The sequence below is a fragment of the Polaromonas sp. P1_F6 genome, from assembly GCF_056405695.1.
Genome location: NZ_JBFUBQ010000006.1, coordinates 255,788 through 273,385, shown reverse-complemented (window position 1 = coordinate 273,385; position 17,598 = coordinate 255,788). Strand labels below are relative to the sequence as shown.

At 61.0% G+C, this 17,598-nt stretch carries 17 protein-coding genes; 7 read left to right on the top strand and 10 right to left on the bottom strand.

Annotated features, from left to right (window positions below; all coding sequences use genetic code 11):
* Window positions 1-216 precede the first annotated feature (216 nt).
* The 3 genes from AC1DY9_RS18050 to AC1DY9_RS18040 all read left to right on the top strand — a co-directional run bounded on the left by AC1DY9_RS18050 (window position 217) and on the right by AC1DY9_RS18040 (window position 3,809).
* Window positions 217-498: a type B 50S ribosomal protein L31 gene (locus AC1DY9_RS18050; protein ID WP_457278651.1), complete on the top strand. Its 282-nt coding sequence runs from the start codon at window positions 217-219 to the stop codon at window positions 496-498.
* A gap of 207 nt (window positions 499-705) precedes the next feature.
* A complete protein-coding gene (locus tag AC1DY9_RS18045; protein WP_477667231.1) occupies window positions 706-2,457 on the top strand; it encodes a hypothetical protein in 1,752 nt (583 codons plus the stop codon).
* Window positions 2,454-3,809, top strand: coding sequence for an MATE family efflux transporter (locus AC1DY9_RS18040; protein ID WP_477667230.1), 1,356 nt, complete (start codon window positions 2,454-2,456; stop codon window positions 3,807-3,809). The genes AC1DY9_RS18045 and AC1DY9_RS18040 overlap by 4 nt, the downstream gene beginning before the upstream one ends.
* Here the strand turns inward: AC1DY9_RS18040 and phoR are convergent.
* The 7 genes from phoR to pstS form a co-directional block, all read right to left on the bottom strand.
* On the bottom strand, window positions 3,797-5,152 hold the full coding sequence (gene phoR, locus AC1DY9_RS18035; RefSeq protein WP_477667229.1) for a phosphate regulon sensor histidine kinase PhoR: 1,356 nt from the start codon (window positions 5,150-5,152) through the stop codon (window positions 3,797-3,799). The genes AC1DY9_RS18040 and phoR overlap by 13 nt on opposite strands.
* Window positions 5,149-5,874 carry a phosphate regulon transcriptional regulator PhoB gene (phoB, locus tag AC1DY9_RS18030; protein ID WP_431096707.1) on the bottom strand — a complete coding sequence of 242 codons (726 nt, stop codon included), beginning with the start codon at window positions 5,872-5,874 and terminating at the stop codon, window positions 5,149-5,151. The genes phoR and phoB overlap by 4 nt, the downstream gene beginning before the upstream one ends.
* A gap of 171 nt (window positions 5,875-6,045) precedes the next feature.
* On the bottom strand, window positions 6,046-6,747 hold the full coding sequence (gene phoU, locus AC1DY9_RS18025; protein ID WP_411879881.1) for a phosphate signaling complex protein PhoU: 702 nt from the start codon (window positions 6,745-6,747) through the stop codon (window positions 6,046-6,048).
* A 19-nt stretch (window positions 6,748-6,766) separates the two neighbouring features.
* The gene (pstB, locus tag AC1DY9_RS18020; protein WP_457278655.1) at window positions 6,767-7,546 is read right to left on the bottom strand and encodes a phosphate ABC transporter ATP-binding protein PstB; all 780 of its coding nucleotides are present in this window, start codon (window positions 7,544-7,546) and stop codon (window positions 6,767-6,769) included.
* Window positions 7,547-7,593: 47 nt separating this feature from the next.
* Window positions 7,594-8,454 (bottom strand): phosphate ABC transporter permease PstA, encoded by an 861-nt coding sequence (gene pstA, locus AC1DY9_RS18015; RefSeq protein ID WP_457278656.1) that lies wholly within the window; start codon window positions 8,452-8,454, stop codon window positions 7,594-7,596.
* Complete coding sequence (gene pstC, locus AC1DY9_RS18010; protein ID WP_477667228.1) at window positions 8,451-9,416, bottom strand: phosphate ABC transporter permease subunit PstC; 966 nt, start codon at window positions 9,414-9,416, stop codon at window positions 8,451-8,453. Before pstC ends, pstA begins: the two co-directional genes overlap by 4 nt.
* Before the next feature lie 117 nt (window positions 9,417-9,533).
* Window positions 9,534-10,577: a phosphate ABC transporter substrate-binding protein PstS gene (gene pstS / locus AC1DY9_RS18005; RefSeq protein WP_457278658.1), complete on the bottom strand. Its 1,044-nt coding sequence runs from the start codon at window positions 10,575-10,577 to the stop codon at window positions 9,534-9,536.
* Between the two features lie 228 nt (window positions 10,578-10,805).
* On the opposite strand from pstS, the gene AC1DY9_RS18000 reads away from it, so the two are divergent.
* The 4 genes from AC1DY9_RS18000 (at window position 10,806) to AC1DY9_RS17985 (ending at window position 14,998) form a co-directional block, all read left to right on the top strand.
* Window positions 10,806-11,285, top strand: a complete 480-nt coding sequence (locus AC1DY9_RS18000) for a fasciclin domain-containing protein (RefSeq protein WP_457278659.1) — start codon at window positions 10,806-10,808, stop codon at window positions 11,283-11,285.
* Window positions 11,286-11,454: 169 nt separating this feature from the next.
* The gene (locus AC1DY9_RS17995; protein WP_477667227.1) at window positions 11,455-12,594 is read left to right on the top strand and encodes an ABC transporter substrate-binding protein; all 1,140 of its coding nucleotides are present in this window, start codon (window positions 11,455-11,457) and stop codon (window positions 12,592-12,594) included.
* A gap of 323 nt (window positions 12,595-12,917) precedes the next feature.
* Window positions 12,918-14,417, top strand: coding sequence for an exopolyphosphatase (gene ppx / locus AC1DY9_RS17990; RefSeq protein WP_457278661.1), 1,500 nt, complete (start codon window positions 12,918-12,920; stop codon window positions 14,415-14,417).
* Between the two features lie 104 nt (window positions 14,418-14,521).
* Window positions 14,522-14,998, top strand: a complete 477-nt coding sequence (locus AC1DY9_RS17985) for a hypothetical protein (RefSeq protein ID WP_477667226.1) — start codon at window positions 14,522-14,524, stop codon at window positions 14,996-14,998.
* A 59-nt stretch (window positions 14,999-15,057) separates the two neighbouring features.
* Here AC1DY9_RS17985 and AC1DY9_RS17980 read toward each other — a convergent pair whose 3' ends face one another.
* The 3 genes from AC1DY9_RS17980 to AC1DY9_RS17970 all read right to left on the bottom strand — a co-directional run bounded on the left by AC1DY9_RS17980 (window position 15,058) and on the right by AC1DY9_RS17970 (window position 17,534).
* Entirely contained in the window at window positions 15,058-15,477 is a 420-nt protein-coding gene (locus tag AC1DY9_RS17980) for a YcxB family protein (RefSeq protein ID WP_477667225.1), read from the bottom strand.
* 709 nt (window positions 15,478-16,186) lie between these two features.
* Window positions 16,187-16,711 (bottom strand): SLOG cluster 4 domain-containing protein, encoded by a 525-nt coding sequence (locus tag AC1DY9_RS17975; protein ID WP_477667224.1) that lies wholly within the window; start codon window positions 16,709-16,711, stop codon window positions 16,187-16,189.
* Window positions 16,712-16,790: 79 nt separating this feature from the next.
* Window positions 16,791-17,534, bottom strand: coding sequence for an AAA family ATPase (locus AC1DY9_RS17970; protein ID WP_477667223.1), 744 nt, complete (start codon window positions 17,532-17,534; stop codon window positions 16,791-16,793).
* Between the last annotated feature and the right edge of the window lie 64 nt (window positions 17,535-17,598).

Genomic DNA, 17,598 nt, shown 5'->3' with positions numbered 1-17,598 from the left:
GGGCCGCTGCGCCTGCGGCCCGGCAAAGCCGGTTCCGCGGCCCCGGCTGGGTTAAGACCAGTTCCTTACCTCCTCTTAGCTCTGTCTTGGACACAAAATCGCCTCTCAGAAGGCCAAAAGTGCGCTAAGTGCTTGATTTCATGCCATAATGTGCGGCTTAGCGGAAAGTGCCCAGGACTGGCTTGGTGTGGCTCCCGCAACGAATAAGGAAAGATCATGAAAGAAGGCATTCACCCCAATTACCGCGAAGTTTGTTTCCTGGACCTGTCCAACAACTTCAAGTTCGTCACCCGCTCCTGCGTGAACACCAAAGAAATGGTGAAGATGGACGACGGTCGCGAACTGCCCCTGTACAAGCTCGATACGTCCAGCGAATCGCACCCTTTCTACACCGGCACGCAAAAATCCGTGGACAACATGGGTGGCCGCGTCGAGAAATTCCGCAACCGTTTCGGCAAGACCGCAGCCAAAGAGGCCGCGCCCGAAGCTGCGAAGTAAGCTGCCGGATAAGCTGCGAAAAACTTTCGCCAGCCTGCAAAAAAGCAGCCTGAATTTCAGGCTGCTTTTTTTTCGGCAAAATTTGCCAGGTCACGCGATGTACCTCAGCCTGGTTTGACGCAGAATCACCCGTAGCCAAGGTTGAACGACCCGACAGCAGCCGCCCCCTTTCGATCCCTCAGATCTATCTATCCGATCCCCTACGTTTTGAACAAACCGTCTCCTGCCATCATTGCCCAGTCCGCTGTGCGCCGCCTGCCGCGACTCGCATTGCTCCTGTTTTGCGCAGCCTATGCGCTGCCGGGTTTTCTGGGGCGCGGCCCCTGGAAAAACGAAGACATTGCTGCGTTTGGCGTGATGCGTGAACTCGCCTCCATGGCGGGCAACTGGCTGCGTCCACAGCTGCTGGGCCAGGTCACGGAGTTCGATGCACTGGCACCGTATTGGCTGGGTGCCATCGCCATCAAGGTTTTCCCTTTTCTGGATCCGGCATGGGCTGTGCGCATTCCATTTGTGGCGCTGCTGGTGCTGACTATGCTGGCGACGTGGTACGCCGTTTACTACCTGGCGCGTAGCCCGCAAGCCCAGCCCGTCGCCTTTGCTTTCGGCGGCGAGGCCAGTCCGGTCGACTATGCCCGGGCTATCGCCGATACCGCCCTGCTGGCGCTGATTGCCAGTCTTGGCCTGGCACAGCTCTCCCATGAAACCACACCGGCCCTGGCGCAGCTCGGCTTCACGGCACTGGCCTTTTACGCCATGGCCGCAAGCCCCTACCGCCCGGCCACCAAGATCCTGGGGCCGGCATTCGGCCTGCTGGTCGGGCTTGCAGGGCTGGCCCTGAGCGGCGCGCCCACACTGGCACTTCTGATTGGCATGGGCGGAGCGTTGGTGGAATGGACCCACATGCGCTGGGGCACCGGCCAGTCCGACCCTGCGGCCAGGCAGCAGTCATGGCACTGGGTGCTGCTGATCACCGGCATCACGCTGCTGGTAGCGCTGTTGGCCTATGGGCTGAACCTGTGGCGCTGGAGGATTCACCTGCCCGGTGCGGACGGTCAATCGGCCTTGAAAGACTGGCGCAGCCTGGGACGCCTGCTGCTGTGGTTTACCTGGCCGGCATGGCCGCTGGCGATGTGGACACTTTACCGCTGGCGCAGGCAACTGGCCAGCCGCCATGTCGCCTTGCCATTGTGGTTCGCCGCGATGGCCGTGGCCGCCACGCTGACGACCACAGCCTCGGACCGCAGCCTGCTGCTGAGCCTGCCGCCGCTGGCAGCGCTGGCTGCCTTCGCGCTCCCCACACTCAAACGCAGCGTGGCCTCGTTGATTGACTGGTTCACACTGCTGTTTTTCACCGGCTGCGGCATCATCATCTGGGTGGTCTGGATTGCCATGCAGACCGGCGTTCCGCGTCAACCCGCAGCCAACGTCGCCAAACTGGCACCGGGGTTTGAACCCAGCTTCTCGTGGCTGGCATTCCTGGCCGCACTGCTGGCCACCTTGGCCTGGGCCTGGCTCGTCAAATGGCGCGCCGGCGCGCAGCGTGCGGCCATCTGGAAATCGCTGGTACTGCCTGCCGGCGGCGCCACCCTGTGCTGGCTGCTGCTGATGACACTCTGGCTACCGCTGCTCGACTACGCCCGCAGCCTTGCGCCCCTGTCGCGCCAGATCGCAAATCTCGTCGACAAAAGCGCCTGCGTTGAGATTTACGGCGTAGGCAGTGCGCAGGCCGCCGCGCTGCAGTACCACGGCGGGCTCGAGCTCCGGCAAGCCGGAACGCAGGCAAGCTGCCCCTACCTGATTGTGGATGTCGAGGCGCAGCCAACGCTCAGCCGCGTCGTTAATTTGCCCGATTGGGCCTTCCAGGCGACAGTGCGCCGCCCCACGGACAAGACTGAAAACGTCCTGCTGTTCAAGCGAGTGGGGCTTCCCCGCCCGAATTCAAGAACCAGCCCTTGAGCGAACTCAAGATCATCAGCCAGCACGCGGGCACCGTGCTCGTCGGGCAACTGGCCGTCATGGCCTTCGGTGTGGCCGACACGGTGATTGCAGGCCGCTACAGCGACGAGGCCCTGGCCGCGCTGTCGGTAGGGTCGGCGCTTTACATCAGTGTTTACGTCGGCCTGATCGGCATTGTTCAGGCGCTACTGCCCATCTGGGCCGAAATGATGGGCGCGCGCCGCCATGAGGCGGTAGGTGCTTCGCTGCGCCAAAGCATGTACCTGTGCGGTTTTATCGTGGTGGCGGGCATGGCCGCCATGCTCTTCCCCGGCCCCCTGCTGCGCTGGGCACAAGTGCCTGAACTGATGCGCGACGAGGTGCAGCATTACCTGGCGGTGCTGGCCTTTGCGTTCGCACCATCCCTGCTGTTTCGCATCTACAGCACCTTCAACCAGGCACTGGGCAAGCCGCTGTTGGTCACCTGGCTGCAGGTCGGCGCCCTGCTGGTCAAGATCCCCCTGTCTATCTGGCTGGTGGCCGGCGGTGCCGGCGTAGAACCCATGGGCGCTGTCGGCTGCGCATGGGCCACGCTGATTGTGAACTACCTGTTGCTGGCGCTGGCCATCCTGATGCTGCGCACACAGACGCTGTACCAGCCCTATCGCATCTGGCAACGCATGGAACGGCCGGACTGGCTGCAAATAGGTCACTTCGCCAGGCTCGGCATTCCCGGCGGCCTGGCTTATCTGGTGGAAGTGACGTCGTTCACGCTGATGGCACTCTTCATCGCCCGCCTCGGCACCGTAGCCTCCGCAAGCCACCAGATTGCATCCAGCGTGGCTGCGGTTCTCTACATGATGCCGCTGTCCATGGCAATCGCGTGCAGTGCCCGTGTCTCGTTCTGGATAGGCGCAGGACGCCCGGATTACGCCAAACGCGTGGTGCTGCTGGGGCTGAAGCTCACGGGGCTCGCGGCGCTGACACTCGCGGCCTTGGTTTCAATGGCCGGCCCCGTACTGGCAAGCTGGTACTCCGGTAACCCGGAAATTGTCGCGCTGGCCTCCGCTTTGCTGGTGTGGGTTGCGTTCTATCACGTCGCCGATGCAACACAGGCCCTGACGGCCTTTTTGCTTCGCTGCTACCGCATCACCATTGCGCCGCTGGCCCTTTATGGCGTGCTGCTCTGGGGACTTGGGCTTCTGGGGGGTTACCGTCTGGCTTACGACGGCATTGCAGGCCGGGCCGCGACGCAGTCCGCCAGCAGTTTCTGGGCAGCCAGCACGCTCGCCATTGGCCTCGTTGCGGCATGCTTTCTGGCCCTGTTGTGGCATGCGGTCAGGCGCAGCCTGAAGGTGACTCAAACGGGTTGAGTCCGGCGAACCCGCACGACGGGAAAAATGATGGAAAAGCAGGAGCCGTGCCCCGGTTCACTTTGAATGTTGAGTTCGGCACCGTGACGCTGGGCGACATGTTTGACGATAGCGAGGCCGAGGCCGGTGCCCCCGGTTTCACGCGATCGGCTGCGGTCGATGCGATAAAAACGTTCCGTCAGGCGCGGCAGGTGCTCAGGCGCGATACCCGGCCCGCTGTCCTTGACCTTGAACTCACCACGCCCGTCCGCCAGCAGCGTCCAGCTGACGCGGACCAGACCTCCCTCGGGCGTGTAGCGCACAGCATTGGTCACCAGATTGGACATCGCGCTATAAAGCTCGGTCTGAACCCCGGCAACTTCGGTGCCTGGCCCCTGGTCAAATTCCAGCTGGTGGCCCTGCGGCGCAATCACCAACGACAAGGCCCTTGCCTCCTGCTCTGATTGGGCCATCAGCGCACTGACGGTCATCCAGTCATTGGCACCCGGAAACGGGCTGCCTTCCAGCCGCGACAGGGTCAGCAGGTCATTCACCAGCGTTTGCATGCGCTGCGATTGCTGCGACATCAGCGCCAGGTAGCGGGCCCGCTCCGGCTCCTTGAGCGGCAGCGTCTGCAGGGTTTCGATAAAACCCGACAAGACCGTCAGCGGCGTGCGGATCTCATGCGACACATTGGCCACGAAATCGCGACGCATGGCTTCTGCCAGCTCCACGGCGGTGATGTCCCGCGACAGCAGCAGCTTGCGGTTTTTGCCATAGGAATGTACATGCACCGACAGCTTCACCGGACGGGCCGGCGTGCTGAAGTTGCCGGGGATCACCACGTCGTGCGAGAAATCACCCGCTGCCATATAAGCTTTGAAGGCCGGGTCACGCACCAGGTTGGCGATGTGCTGCAGCACGTCGCGCTGGGCGTCAAAGCCGAAGTGCTGGCTGGCCATCTGGTTGCACCACTCGATACGGCCTTGCGCGTCGAGCAGCACCACGCCGCTCGGCGAGGCTTGCATGGCCGCCAGGAATTCATCGAGGCGCGCCTGGCTTTCCTGCAACTGTTGATCGCGATTCTTGAGCAGCCGGCGGGTCCGGTCCACGACCTCGCCCCATACACCGGGAAGGCTGGGGGCGCTGCCTGCCATCACGGCTGGCGCGTCGTTGTTCTGTTCGGTACGCAGCCAGCGCAGCAGGCGGCCGATATAGACGCTGTCGATCACCAACCAGAGCATCGCCCCCACAGCCAAGCCTATGCCCAGTCCGAAGGTCAAGCCGTTTGCGGTGCGCGCCCAAAAGCCCAAACCGCCGCCAACAATCATGCAGGCGGCAAAAACAATCCACCGATTGATCATGCGCTGGATTGTGCCGCAGCAACCGGGTTGTTGGCGGCCATCGCCGTCAGCCGGTAACCGGCGCCGCGCACGGTTTCCACCATGGTGCCCGCTGCGCCCAAGGCCTCACGCAGGCGCTTGACGTGGACGTCGACGGTGCGCTCTTCAATGAACACGTGGTCGCCCCACACCTTGTCGAGCAGGGAACTGCGGCTGTGCACGCGTTCGGCGTGTTTCATCAGGTAATGCAGCAGCTTGAACTCGGTCGGGCCCAGCTTGAGCTCCTGGCCCAGGTAAGAGATGCGGTGCGTGGCGGCGTCCAGGACCAGCCCGCCCACCGTCACGCTGTCGTTCACCGACTCGGGCGCGCGGCGGCGCAGCACGGCGCGTATGCGCGCCAGAAGTTCCTGGGTAGAAAACGGCTTGGTGATGTAGTCGTCGGCGCCGGCATCCAGTCCGGCCACCTTGTCGGGCTCGTCACCGCGTGCCGTCAACATGAGTATGGGAATGCTCTTGGTACGCGCCTGCTTGCGCCAGTGGCGGGCCAGCGCCAGGCCGCTTTGCCCCGGCAGCATCCAGTCGAGCAGGATGGCATCGGGCAACACAGCGTCGAGTTCGCGCTGGGCCGACACACTGTCTTCCGCCACCACGGGGTCAAAGCCGCCATGCCGCAGGTTGACGGCAATCAGCTCGGCAATGGCCGGCTCGTCTTCAACAATCAGTATGCGTGGCAGGTGTTTCATGATGAATATTCGTTCAAAGGCAAAGACACCGAAGCGCCCATGCGGAAAATCCCCCCGACAGTTGCAAGCTCTTCATACCAGCAGGGGCCGCGGGACTGGCTTCGCCAGACCGCAGGCGCAGCGGCCCCCTCGGGGGGCAGGAAGCTACACGAAGTGAGCGACCGTGGGGGCTCATTTCACGGCGGATTCGATTTGTTCCATAGGAGTGTGCCGCACGTCGGCGCCCTTGACGATGTAAATGATGAATTCTGCGATGTTCTTGGCATGGTCGCCCACGCGCTCGATGGCCTTGGCCACAAACAGCAAATCCAGGCTCGGCGAAATCGTGCGCGGGTCTTCCATCATGTAGGTGATGAGTTTGCGCACAAAACCGTCGAATTCCTGGTCGATCTGGTCGTCTTCCTTGAGGATGGAAACCGCGACCGCGGTGTCCAGCCGGGCAAAAGCGTCCAGTGCCTTGCGCAGCAGGCCGGAGGCAAGCTCCGCCGCGATGCGCAGGTCGGACGAAGGCAGGGCCCGGGCCGAACCGCTTTCGATGATGGACTTGACCATGCGGGCAATCTTCTCGGCCTCGTCACCGGCACGCTCAAGGTTGGCCGTGGTCTTGGAAATCGCAATCAGCAGGCGCAGGTCGCGAGCCGTGGGCTGGCGCCGCGCAATGATGGACGACAGCTCGCGGTCGATGTCGATCTCCATCGCGTTGACGCGCGATTCGGTTTCGATCACCTGGTTGGCGCTTTCGGCGCTGAACTGGGACAGCGCATAGATAGCCAGGCGAATCTGCGACTCGACCAGGCCGCCGAGCTCCATGACGCGCGAGGACACGCCATTGAGTTCGCTGTCAAACTGGGTCGATAGGTGTTTATCAGGCATGTGTGCTCCCTAATCCGTATCAGCCGAAACGGCCGGTGATGTAGTCTTCGGTTTCTTTACGTTTTGGCTTGAAGAACAAGTCTTCGGTTGCGCCAAATTCAACCAGGTCGCCCAGGTACATATAGGCGGTGTAATCACTGCAGCGGGCAGCCTGCTGCATGTTGTGCGTCACGATGACCACCGTGTATTCGTTCTTGAGCTCGGCAATCAGCTCTTCCACCTTGGCGGTGGAGATCGGGTCCAGCGCCGAACAAGGCTCGTCCAGCAGCAATACTTCAGGCTTGATGGCGATGCCGCGGGCGATGCACAGGCGTTGCTGCTGGCCGCCCGAGAGGCTTGAGCCGCTCTGGTTCAGCTTGTCCTTGACTTCCGTCCACAGCGCGGCCTTGCGCAGGGCCCATTCCACACGCTCATCCATGTCCGAGGCGTTCAGGCTTTCGAACAACTTCACACCAAAGGCGATGTTGTCGTAGATCGACATCGGGAAAGGCGTGGGCTTCTGGAACACCATGCCGACCTTGGAGCGGATCAGCGCCACGTCTTTTTTGGACGTCAGCAGGTTCTCGCCGTCGAACATGATTTCACCTTCGGCGCGCTGCTCGGGATAGAGCTCATACATGCGGTTGAAAATGCGCAGAAGCGTGGACTTGCCGCAGCCCGAGGGGCCGATGAAAGCAGTGACCTTCTTCTCGGGAATTTCCAGGTTGATGCTTTTGAGGGCGTGGAACTTGCCGTAATAGAAGTCGAGGTTTTTGACCGAGATTTTCGATTGTTCGCGTGATGCAGTAGGGGTATCCATCTGTGACCTTGTTGTGTTGTGTGGTCTAAAGGAAAGGCGTCAGCCTGTCAGTTTTTGGCGCGTGTCAGCACGCGCGCCAGGATGTTCAGGCCAAGCACGGCCATGGTGATCAGGAACACGCCTGCCCATGCCAGCTGCTGCCAGTTCTCATAAGGGCTCAGCGCAAACTTGAAGATCGTCACGGGCAGGCTGGCCATGGGCTGGCTCAGGTCAGACGTCCAGAACTGGTTGTTCAGCGCGGTGAAGAGCAACGGCGCTGTTTCACCGGCAATCCGCGCCACGGCCAGCAGAATGCCGGTCGTCACGCCGGCGCGTGCGGCGCGCAGCGTGATGCTGGTGATCACCTTCCACTTCGGCGCACCCAGGGCGTAAGCCGCTTCACGCAGGCCCGGCGGCACCAGCTGCAGCATGTTTTCCGTCGTGCGAATCACCACGGGAATAACGATCAGCGCCAGCGCCAGGACACCGGCCCAGCCCGAATAGGACTTGAACTGCGACACGACGACCGTGTAGACAAACAAGCCGATCACGATGGACGGCGCGGACAGCAGGATGTCGTTGACAAAGCGCGTCACAGACGCCAGCATGCCCTTGGTGTTGTACTCGGCCAGGTAGATGCCCGCCATGATGCCGATCGGCGTGCCCACAAAGGTGGCCAGCAGCACCATGAGGAAGGAGCCGTAAATCGCGTTGGCGATACCGCCCTCTTCATTGGGTGCCGGCGTCATCTGCGTCAGCGTGGCCAGCGAAAGCCCGCCCACGCCCAGGCGTATGGTTTCCCACAAAATCCATGCCAGCCAGAACAGGCCGAAGGACATGGCCGCCAGGGAGAGGACCAACGCGATCCGGTTGACCCGCTTGCGGCTGGCGAACTTGGCCAGGCGCGCGTCGTGTGCCGCGGTACTCATGTTTTCACCCCTTCACTCTTTCGCAGTTGGGCCAGCAGCAGCTTGGACAGCGACAGCACGACAAACGTGATGAAGAACAGCACCAGGCCCAGGTAGATCAGCGCCGCCTGGTGCAGGCCCTCGCCGGCTTCAGCGAACTCGTTGGCCAGTGCCGACGTGATGCTGTTGGCGGCCTGAAAGAGGCTCAGCGAATCGAGCTGGTTGAAATTGCCGATGACGAAGGTCACCGCCATGGTTTCGCCCAGTGCGCGGCCCAGGCCCAGCATGATGCCGCCCACCACACCGGCTTTGGTGTAGGGAAGCACGACCTTGGAGACAACTTCCCAGGTGGTGGAGCCCAGCCCATAGGCGGACTCCTTGAGCAGCACCGGCGTGACCTCGAACACGTCCCGCATCACCGAGGCAATGAAAGGAATGATCATGATGGCCAGGATGATGCCGGCCGACAAAATACCGATGCCCACAGGAGGGCCAGACACCAGTGCGCCCAGGTAAGGCACGCCGCTCAGCATGCTTTGCAGCGGCTGCTGCACGTAAGTGGCCAGGATGGGGCCGAACACCAGCAGGCCCCACATGCCGTAGACGATGGACGGCACGGCGGCGAGCAGCTCGATGGCGGTGCCCAGCGGCCTTTTGAGCCATGCGGGCGACAACTCGGTCAGGAACAGCGCAATGCCGAAGCTCACCGGCACCGCGATGAGCAGTGCGATCAGTGATGTGGCAATGGTGCCGTAAATCATGACCAGCCCACCGTACTCGCCCTTGACAGGGTCCCAGACGCTGCTCGTCAGGAAGCCGAGGCCGTATTTGCTGATCGCCGGCCACGCCCCGATGACGAGGGAAACCAGGATGCCGGCCAGCAGGGCCAGTGTCAGCCAGGCCGCGCCCTGCGCAGCCCAGCCGAAAAGCCGGTCTGCCAGGGGGCTTCTGCGCACAGTGCTGCCAGGAGGAGGATTGGTCATAGCGCGTCCGGTCGCTTTTGCCGGGTGGTCAAAAGCGGCCCGGCTAGCCGGAAGTGTAGAGGACACGTGAGAAACCCCTATGGTGTGTAACGACTGGGAAAAATCAGCTGGCTGTGCTTACTTGTAGGCAACCGTCTTGCCCGATGCATCCTTGATGTCGCCCCAGGCTTTTTCGATGATGGTCTTCACAGCGGCAGGCATGGGCACGTAGTCCAGGTCGTCGGCGGTTTTGTCGCCGTTTTTGTAAGCCCACTCAAAGAACTTGAGCGAAGCGGCGGCCTGGGCAGGCTTGTCCTGGACTTTCTGCATCAGGATGAAAGTAGCGCCGGTGATGGGCCACGAATCCTTGCCGGGCTGCTCGGTCAGGATCTGGTAGAAGCTCTTGGACCATTCGGCACCCGCTGCAGCAGCCTTGAAGGCGCCATCTTCCGGCGACACGAAATTGCCGGCCGCATTCTTCAGCTGGGCAAAGGTCATCTTGTTCTGCTTGACGTAAGCGTATTCCACGTAGCCGATCGAGTTGGGCAGACGACCGACGAATGCCGCCACACCTTCATTGCCCTTGCCGCCTGCGCCCACTGGCCAGTTCACTGCGGTGCCCTCGCCCACTTTGGACTTCCACTCGGCATTCACCTTGCTCAGGTAATTGGTGAAGATAAAGCTGGTGCCGGAGCCGTCGGCACGGCGAACCGGTGCGATGGCGGCGTCAGGCAGGGGCAGCGTGGGGTTCAGGGCCTTGATGGCCGGATCGGTCCACTTGGTGATCTTGCCGAGGTAGATGTCGCCCAGCACCTGGCCGCTCAGCTTGAGCTGACCGGGGGTGATGCCCTTGATATTGACCACAGGAATGACGCCGCCGATCACCGTGGGGAATTGCATCAGGCCTTTTTTGGCCAGTTCTTCGTCTTTCAGGGGCGCATCGGAAGCGCCGAAATCGACGGTTTTGGCTTCAATCTGGCGCAAACCGGCGCCGGAACCCACCGACTGGTAATTGATCTTGACGCTGGTAGCCTTGTTGTAATCAGCGGCCCACTTGGAATACAGGGGGGCGGGGAAGCTGGCGCCGGCGCCTGTCACGTCCTGGGCTGCAGCCAGCGTGGCGAACGACGCGAGGGCAACGCCCATCACAGTAGTCAGGGAAGCTTTGAAAGTCAGGTTCATCAGAACACCTCTTGGGTTGGGATTGGTCGAAACTGGTTGGGATTGATCGGAAAGATGCGTCGACTGTAGGAATCTTGTGTGACAAGGATGTGACAAATATGACAGCCTCCCGGTGGGCTGCCGTCCCTCTATAGCGTCACAAAACCTTCAAATTACCGTCACGAATCTGTCACCGGGTTCTCCTACCCTTGGCCTCGTCTTAATCAGGATTAATCAGGAGAATCTTTCATGTTGAACCGCCGCTTTCTGGTCCTCGCCACCGCCGTTGCCGCCCTCGCCGGCTGCGCCACCACCTCCACCCCGGTGTCCGTGGCAGACACGATTGCCACCCAATCGCAGCTCAGCACCCTCAATGGCCTGGTAGCCAAAGCCGGGCTGACCGACACACTCAAGGGCACCGGCCCCTACACCGTGTTCGCGCCCACCAACGCGGCCTTCGCCAAAGTGCCAGCCAAAACCATGGACGAGCTCGCCAAAGACCCGGCCAAGCTCAAGGCGGTTCTGGCCTACCACCTCATTCCCGGCAAGGTAATGGCTGCCGACGTCAAAAACGGCAACGCCAAAACCGTCAATGGCGCCAATGTGGCGCTCTCCAAGGCCGGAGAATTCGTCACCATCGAGGACGCCATGGTCCAGACCGCCGACATTTCCGCCACCAATGGCGTCGTTCACATTGTGGACAGCGTGCTGATCCCACCCGCCAAGTAAGCCCACGGGTGCTGGAACGGGTCAAGCCGGAAGGTTTGACCCGTTTTTTATTGAATTTGTGCAATTTCGTGTTCCATCCCTTATGGAGCCAGCGCAAGCAGCTATTGTTTTAATAGCAATCCATGCACGGCGAGCCACCTCGCACCGGGGAACATCCATGCCAGCTCAAATGCCTTTACCTTTAGTCAGTCGCCGCCGGCTGCTGCGTCGCGCCGGCCTGGTCGCCGCAGCAATTACAAGCCCGGCCTGGGCTCAGCCCGGCAAGGGCGCCTCATCGCGCAGCGTTGTCGTGGCCCAGCCGGTTGATTTTTCCCAGGCGCAGCAGGATGTGTCCAAGGACTTCCTGATCGGCTCACGCGCCGCCTGGCAGGACATCAACTTGCGCGGCGGCGTCCGCGGCAGGCAGGTCCAGCACCTGGCGCTGGAAACGGACGGCACCCCCGCAAGCCTGCGCACGGCACTGGACTCGGTCAAGGACAACCCCCTCTGCATGGTGCTTTCCGGCAGTGTCGGCGACCAGGTTGCCAGCCAGATCGTGGCGCTGTCCCGCCAGGGCGGGCTGGGCATCCCCCACGCCGCCCCGTGGCTGCAAAACTCCAGCCTCGAAATCGACGACAAGACCTTTCCCATCTTCGCCGCGCGCCAGGAACAGATTGCCTATGCGCTCAAGAGCCTTTCGACCATGGGCCTCAAGGAGCTGGGTGCGATTTACGCCACAGCACAGGACCATGCCGCCTATCACACGGACGTCGAGCGCATCGCCCTGGACATGCAACTGAAGCTGCAGCCCTTCAAGGCAACAGACGACCTGCGTGCACTGGGTCAGAAACTCACGCCCCGTACACCCGCCGTGCTGCTTTTTGTGGGCGGAACGCCGGAGCTCGCCGAATTCACCCAGGGCCTGGAAAAGCAGGCTCGCCAGCGCTATGTCGTGGCATTGGCCGATGTGAACCTGCAAACCATGCTGCAGATGGGCGCGGCGCGCAACACGCCGGTCATCGCCACCCAGCCGGTGCCCCTGGTCAACGCCAGCCTTCCGGTGGTCAGAAGCTACCGTGAAACGCTTTCGCGCCTCTTCGACGAGCCGCCCACGCCGCTGAGCCTGGCAGGATTCATTGCAGCACGCTACACCTACGAAGTGCTCAATGACGTCGATGGCCCCCTGAACCGCCAGAGCGTTCTTGCCGCCTTCCAGCGCCGCACAAAGTTCGACGTCGGCGGATTCAGCATCAGCTTCAACCCCCAGCGCAGAAGCGGCACCTACGTCACGCAAAGCATGATGACGGTCGATGGCCGGTTGATCGGCTAGGCAGGGCCTGTGAACACTGTGTTTGCAAATGCGAATGGGGTGAAAACGGCGCCACTCCGCGTTGCACTCCTCACCCAGACTCCCGGTCTGGGATTCGTCACGCGCCTTGATTGGCGCCGTTTTCACCCCATTCCCTCCGGGTTGCGATCAAAAAGGCCCTGCGCGGCGTTGCAAAGCCTTGACGGGGTTCACCCCGCCTGCGTTTTACGCCTTGCTCATGGCCTTTTTGACTCGCAACGCATCTTGCAAACACAATGTTCACAGACCCAGAAATGCTGATGCGAGTCCCGCGCGAATGCTATGGCAAGCCCTTAAACTCAGGTATGCAAAATGGAACGCTGCTCGCCGCTGTAGACCTCGGGTCCAACAGCTTTCGACTGGAAATCGGCCGCTTTGATGCCGGCCAGATCCACCGCACCGAATACCTCAAGGAAACCGTTCGCCAGGGCAACGGGCTGGATGCCGACCGCAACCTGACCCCGGAAGCCATGCAGCGAGGCTGGGACTGCCTGGCGCGCTTCGGCGAACGGCTGGCCGGTTTCAAGAAGTACCAGGTCCGCGCCGTCGCCACGCAGACCCTGCGCGAAGCGCGCAACCGCGAGGAATTCCTGGCGCGCGCCCACAAGATCCTCGGTTTTGCCATCGACGTCATCCCGGGCCGTGAAGAAGCCCGCCTCATTTACCAGGGCGTTGCTCACCTCCTGCCGCAGTCCGATGAACGCCGGCTGGTGGTGGACATAGGCGGGCGCTCCACCGAAATGATCCTCGGCAAGGGGCTGGACGCGCGCACCATGGAGTCCTACCGTGTCGGCAGCGTGGCATGGTCCATGAAGTATTTCCCCGACGGGCAGTTCACCCCACGTGCTTTCCAGACAGCGGAAGTCGCCGCCAAGGCAGTTCTCGACGAAGCCGTCAACATCTACCGCGCCGATGCGTGGGATACCGCCTATGGGTCTTCCGGCACGATTGGCGCCGTCAGTGACGTACTGACAGCTTCGGGCTGGCCTGCGGGTATGGTCACGCAAGAAGGCCTCGACTGGCTGCTGGACCGATTGCTCAAGGCGCAAAGCGCCGACCGGCTCAAGCTCGACGGTATGAAGGACGACCGTCGCGCCGTCATAGGCGGCGGTGTGAGCGTGCTGAGGGCCGTGTTCGACCTGCTGGGCATCGCGCAAATGGAAGCCGCACAAGGCGCCTTGCGCCACGGTGTGCTCTATGACCTGGTGGACCGTGAGCAGGATTTGACCGATTTGCGCTCCACCACCGTGCAGCGCCTGGCCAGCAAATTCAATACCGACAACGCACAGGCCCAGCGCGTCAGCAAAGTCGCCAGGCAGTTGTTCGCAATGGCCAGTGCCGGCATGCCTCGCGCAGAGTCGGAGCGCTTCCAGCGCAAGCTGGAATGGGCCGCAGAGCTGCACGAGATCGGCAGCCAGATCTCGCACAGCGACTATCACAAGCATGGCGCCTACATCCTGGACAACGCCGACGCGCCGGGTTTTGCCCTGCCCGAACTGCATCGCCTGAGCCTTCTGGTGCTGGGCCACCGCGGCAAGCTGCGCAAGCTTGAAGTCAATTTTGAAGACCGCGTGTTCATCCAGCAACTGCTGTGCCTGCGCCTGGCCGTCATCCTCTGCCACGCCCGGCGCGACCCTGACCTGAAAGGCCTTCAGCTTGAGAGCAGCGCTGAACCCGGAAGAATCTTTGTACTGAACTGCCGCCCCGGCTGGGCGCAGTCGTTTCCGCAGTCAGCCCATCTACTGCAGGAAGAAGTCCTGGCGTGGCAAAAAACGCCGTGGACGCTGGTTGTGCCCGGCCCATGAGCACCCTTCTTCTGCCTCGCCGGACCAGGTCTTGACGGTTTTTAAACAAACCGTATAAACTATATATACGGTTTATTTGACCGCGCACCAAAAAGGATCAATCCATGGCTACCAGCAAAAAAGCAACTGCAAAACCCGCCGCACCGGCACCTGCCACGCCCAAGGCACCCGTGAAAACCGCCGCCAAGCCCACCCCGAAAAAGGCGTCCCCCGCCAAGGCCCCGACCGGCAAAGGCACGGTCAAGAAAGCCATCGTGAAAAAGGCCGGCGCCAAAAAGCCTGCGGYCAAACCGCAGGCCACCGCTAAGCCTGCCAAGCCTGCCAAGCCCGCCAAAGCCGCAAAGCTGGAAAAGACCAAAAAGCCAAAATTGGTGCGCGACAGCTTCACCATTCCGAAAGCCGAATACGTGGTGTTGGACGACCTCAAGCAGCGCGCCGCCAAGCTCACCCGCCCCGCCAAGAAAAGCGAACTGCTGCGCGCAGGCATCAAGTTGCTAGCCAGCATTTCCGATGCGGCTTTCCTGACCGCGCTCGAGCAGGTTCCCGCCATCAAGACCGGCCGGCCCACGCTCGGCTCTTAAGCTATACCGAGGAATCTTCCCGCGCTCGCAAGAGCGCGGAGTTTTGCGCTTGTGTCCGGCTAGGCACTACTTGTCGCACCGCGCTGAAGCTCGGATAAAAACTCGGCCTCATGGGCCGGAGACCTGAAACAGCGACGAGGGATGATGTGAAACGACCCGCTTCGCATCTCGATGAACGCGAAGGCTCTTGTTTTGTTCGCCCCTCGTATTCCGCTCCATCTTGCCAAGGTTTCATTGACCGCAGTCCTCTCCGTCAGCCCGTCTGCCGTCAGCGCATATTCGTGCTCGCCAAGCACACCATCGCCGTCCTTTAATCCATTCCGAATGCGCAGTAGCGTGAAGACGATAGAGACAGCAACTGAGAGTAACGAGCCCAGGGATGCAGAGATCGCAAGTACGGCGTCCAAGAGCGATAGCTCTTGGACGCCCCTCTCGATGGAAGGGTTAGGCCTCGGCRTGAAGACAGAACTGACTTTCATTGCTTTTCCTCGATTGGCGCCGACTGAGAACTTGGGGGAGGGCGCTACTTCCAGATCAGGTGGCTCTCTAGTAGCTGCTCAAGCTCTTTGAATGGCAAGGTAAGGATGCGATGGTTTCTCGCAATCGACGGCTGCTAGGTCTCTTGGTCGTCAGGGTCCTCTTTTGAACTTCGTGGTGGTACACGGGCATCTGCAGATAGATACCTTTCTAGTGCAGGGCCGAAAAGTGGATAGAGAGCCCAGTAAACCAGGACTGGAGCAACCAATAGGCCGACTAGGAAGGGGGCAACACCGCCTCCTACAAGGCCGAGGAACATGCCTGGCGGCCCCCAAAAGGAGAGTGTTATCAAGACTGAAAGACCAAGGCGACCGACAACTTTGGCAAGCAGCCTATTTGTTGACGGTTCAGACTTCTGAACTGCAAGTGATGTGATCCAGATTGCACCGGCGCCTAGTACTAGCGAAGGCCAGTTAACGAATACGAATTTCAGAAAATCGCGCACAGAGGCCTAACGTAATGTATGCCGCAAAACCTGCGGTATAACCTGGCGCTTGCGATCTGGTCTATACATTCAAAACTCCTGCAGTCCGCTCGCATTCCGGGTTTCAAGGAAGAATACTGCAAATTCATGCAGTTATAAAAACGCCATGAAACCGCGCAGTTCTCCCTTGCAATCTGCCCTCCCGCTTGTCGAACCAGTTCCCCAAGTCAATCCTCATTTTTGACCAACCCAAGACTGCGGAGATTTGCCTCCAGCTCGGCGATGGTGCTCCACGGCAGGATCCGGGAGTTCGCCCGATCGTCTGGAGGGTTGGACGGCAGTTCATCAGACCACCCGCCGCAGCCGACCAGGGGAAGCAAAGGCCGCTTGTGCAGCCAGGCCAGGTGAACCTCGGATTTGGTGCCTGCGCGACCACCGATGACGATGCAGGCATCGCCGGCAAGCGCCATCAAGAGATTGCGTGCATCTCCCATGCCACAGGGGAGCACCACCGTGGCGGGCCAATCCGGCTCGGGCATCTGGTCTGGCGGCACTATGCTGAGCACCAGGCCGTTAGCCTGAATTGCGCGCTCCGCAGCAACTCGGGTTGCGGGACTGCCGCACCCGCTTACAACGGTAATGCCCAGTTTAGCGAGCGCTTCACCAGCTTGCCCGGCAAGCTCGTAGGCGCGAGAACCCGGCTCAGCGCTGCCGAGTAAACAGACTTGGGGCTTTCGATGAGAAACGATCATGGCAGGGGCGAGTTTACGATCTCACGTTTAACAGGAACCACGTGCCAGGCTTGCCAGTGCACGCAGCTCGACGGAATGGTCAGGTGTCTACGTCATTTTGAAGCAGTTGCTCGAGACGCCTTGGATAGTTGTTGAGAAAGTCCCGGGTGACAGCAAAGTGCTCTGTGTCTTCGAACGAGACCTCACTGACTCCCGACCCGTCGAACTGAATGATCTTCGCGTTTGGATAGGAAAGAAGTATCGGAGAGTGCGTTGCAATGATGAACTGCGAGTGATCCTCTACAAGCTGGTGAATGGCACTGAGTGCGGCGAGTTGGCGGCTGGGCGACAGAGCCGCTTCTGGCTCATCCAGGAGGTAGATGCCGTTGCCGCGTAGCTTGTTCAAAAGCACCGCCATGAAGGACTCACCGTGAGACTGCGTGTGCAAGGACTTGCCGCCGTAGCCTTCCAGGTAACCAGTTTCATCCATATAGCTCGCGACATTGAAGAAACTTTCGGCGCGAAGGAAATACTCATCACGAGGTTTTGGAACACCGCGAGCCAGACGCAAGCAGTCGTGAAGTGCGGATAGTGAGCCTGCAGAGTGAAAGCGCACATTCTTTGTGCCGCCTTCAGCTCCGAAGCCAAGAGCAACTGCGATGCCTTCCATGACGGTCGACTTCCCCGACCCGTTCTCTCCGACAAAGAAGGTCACGTTTGGATGGAAGTCGATGTTGGCAATCTCGCGTACAGCGGGAATGCTGAACGGATAGGACTCGTAGTCAACAACCGCGTCTGGACGAATTGCCGCGTGAAGCAGGTAGGGCTTGGTGCGCTTGGTCATGCGAGCTGGACACCTAACGTTTGACTTGTGCGGCGTGCCGAAGGCGCGTTCGCTTCAAGGATGG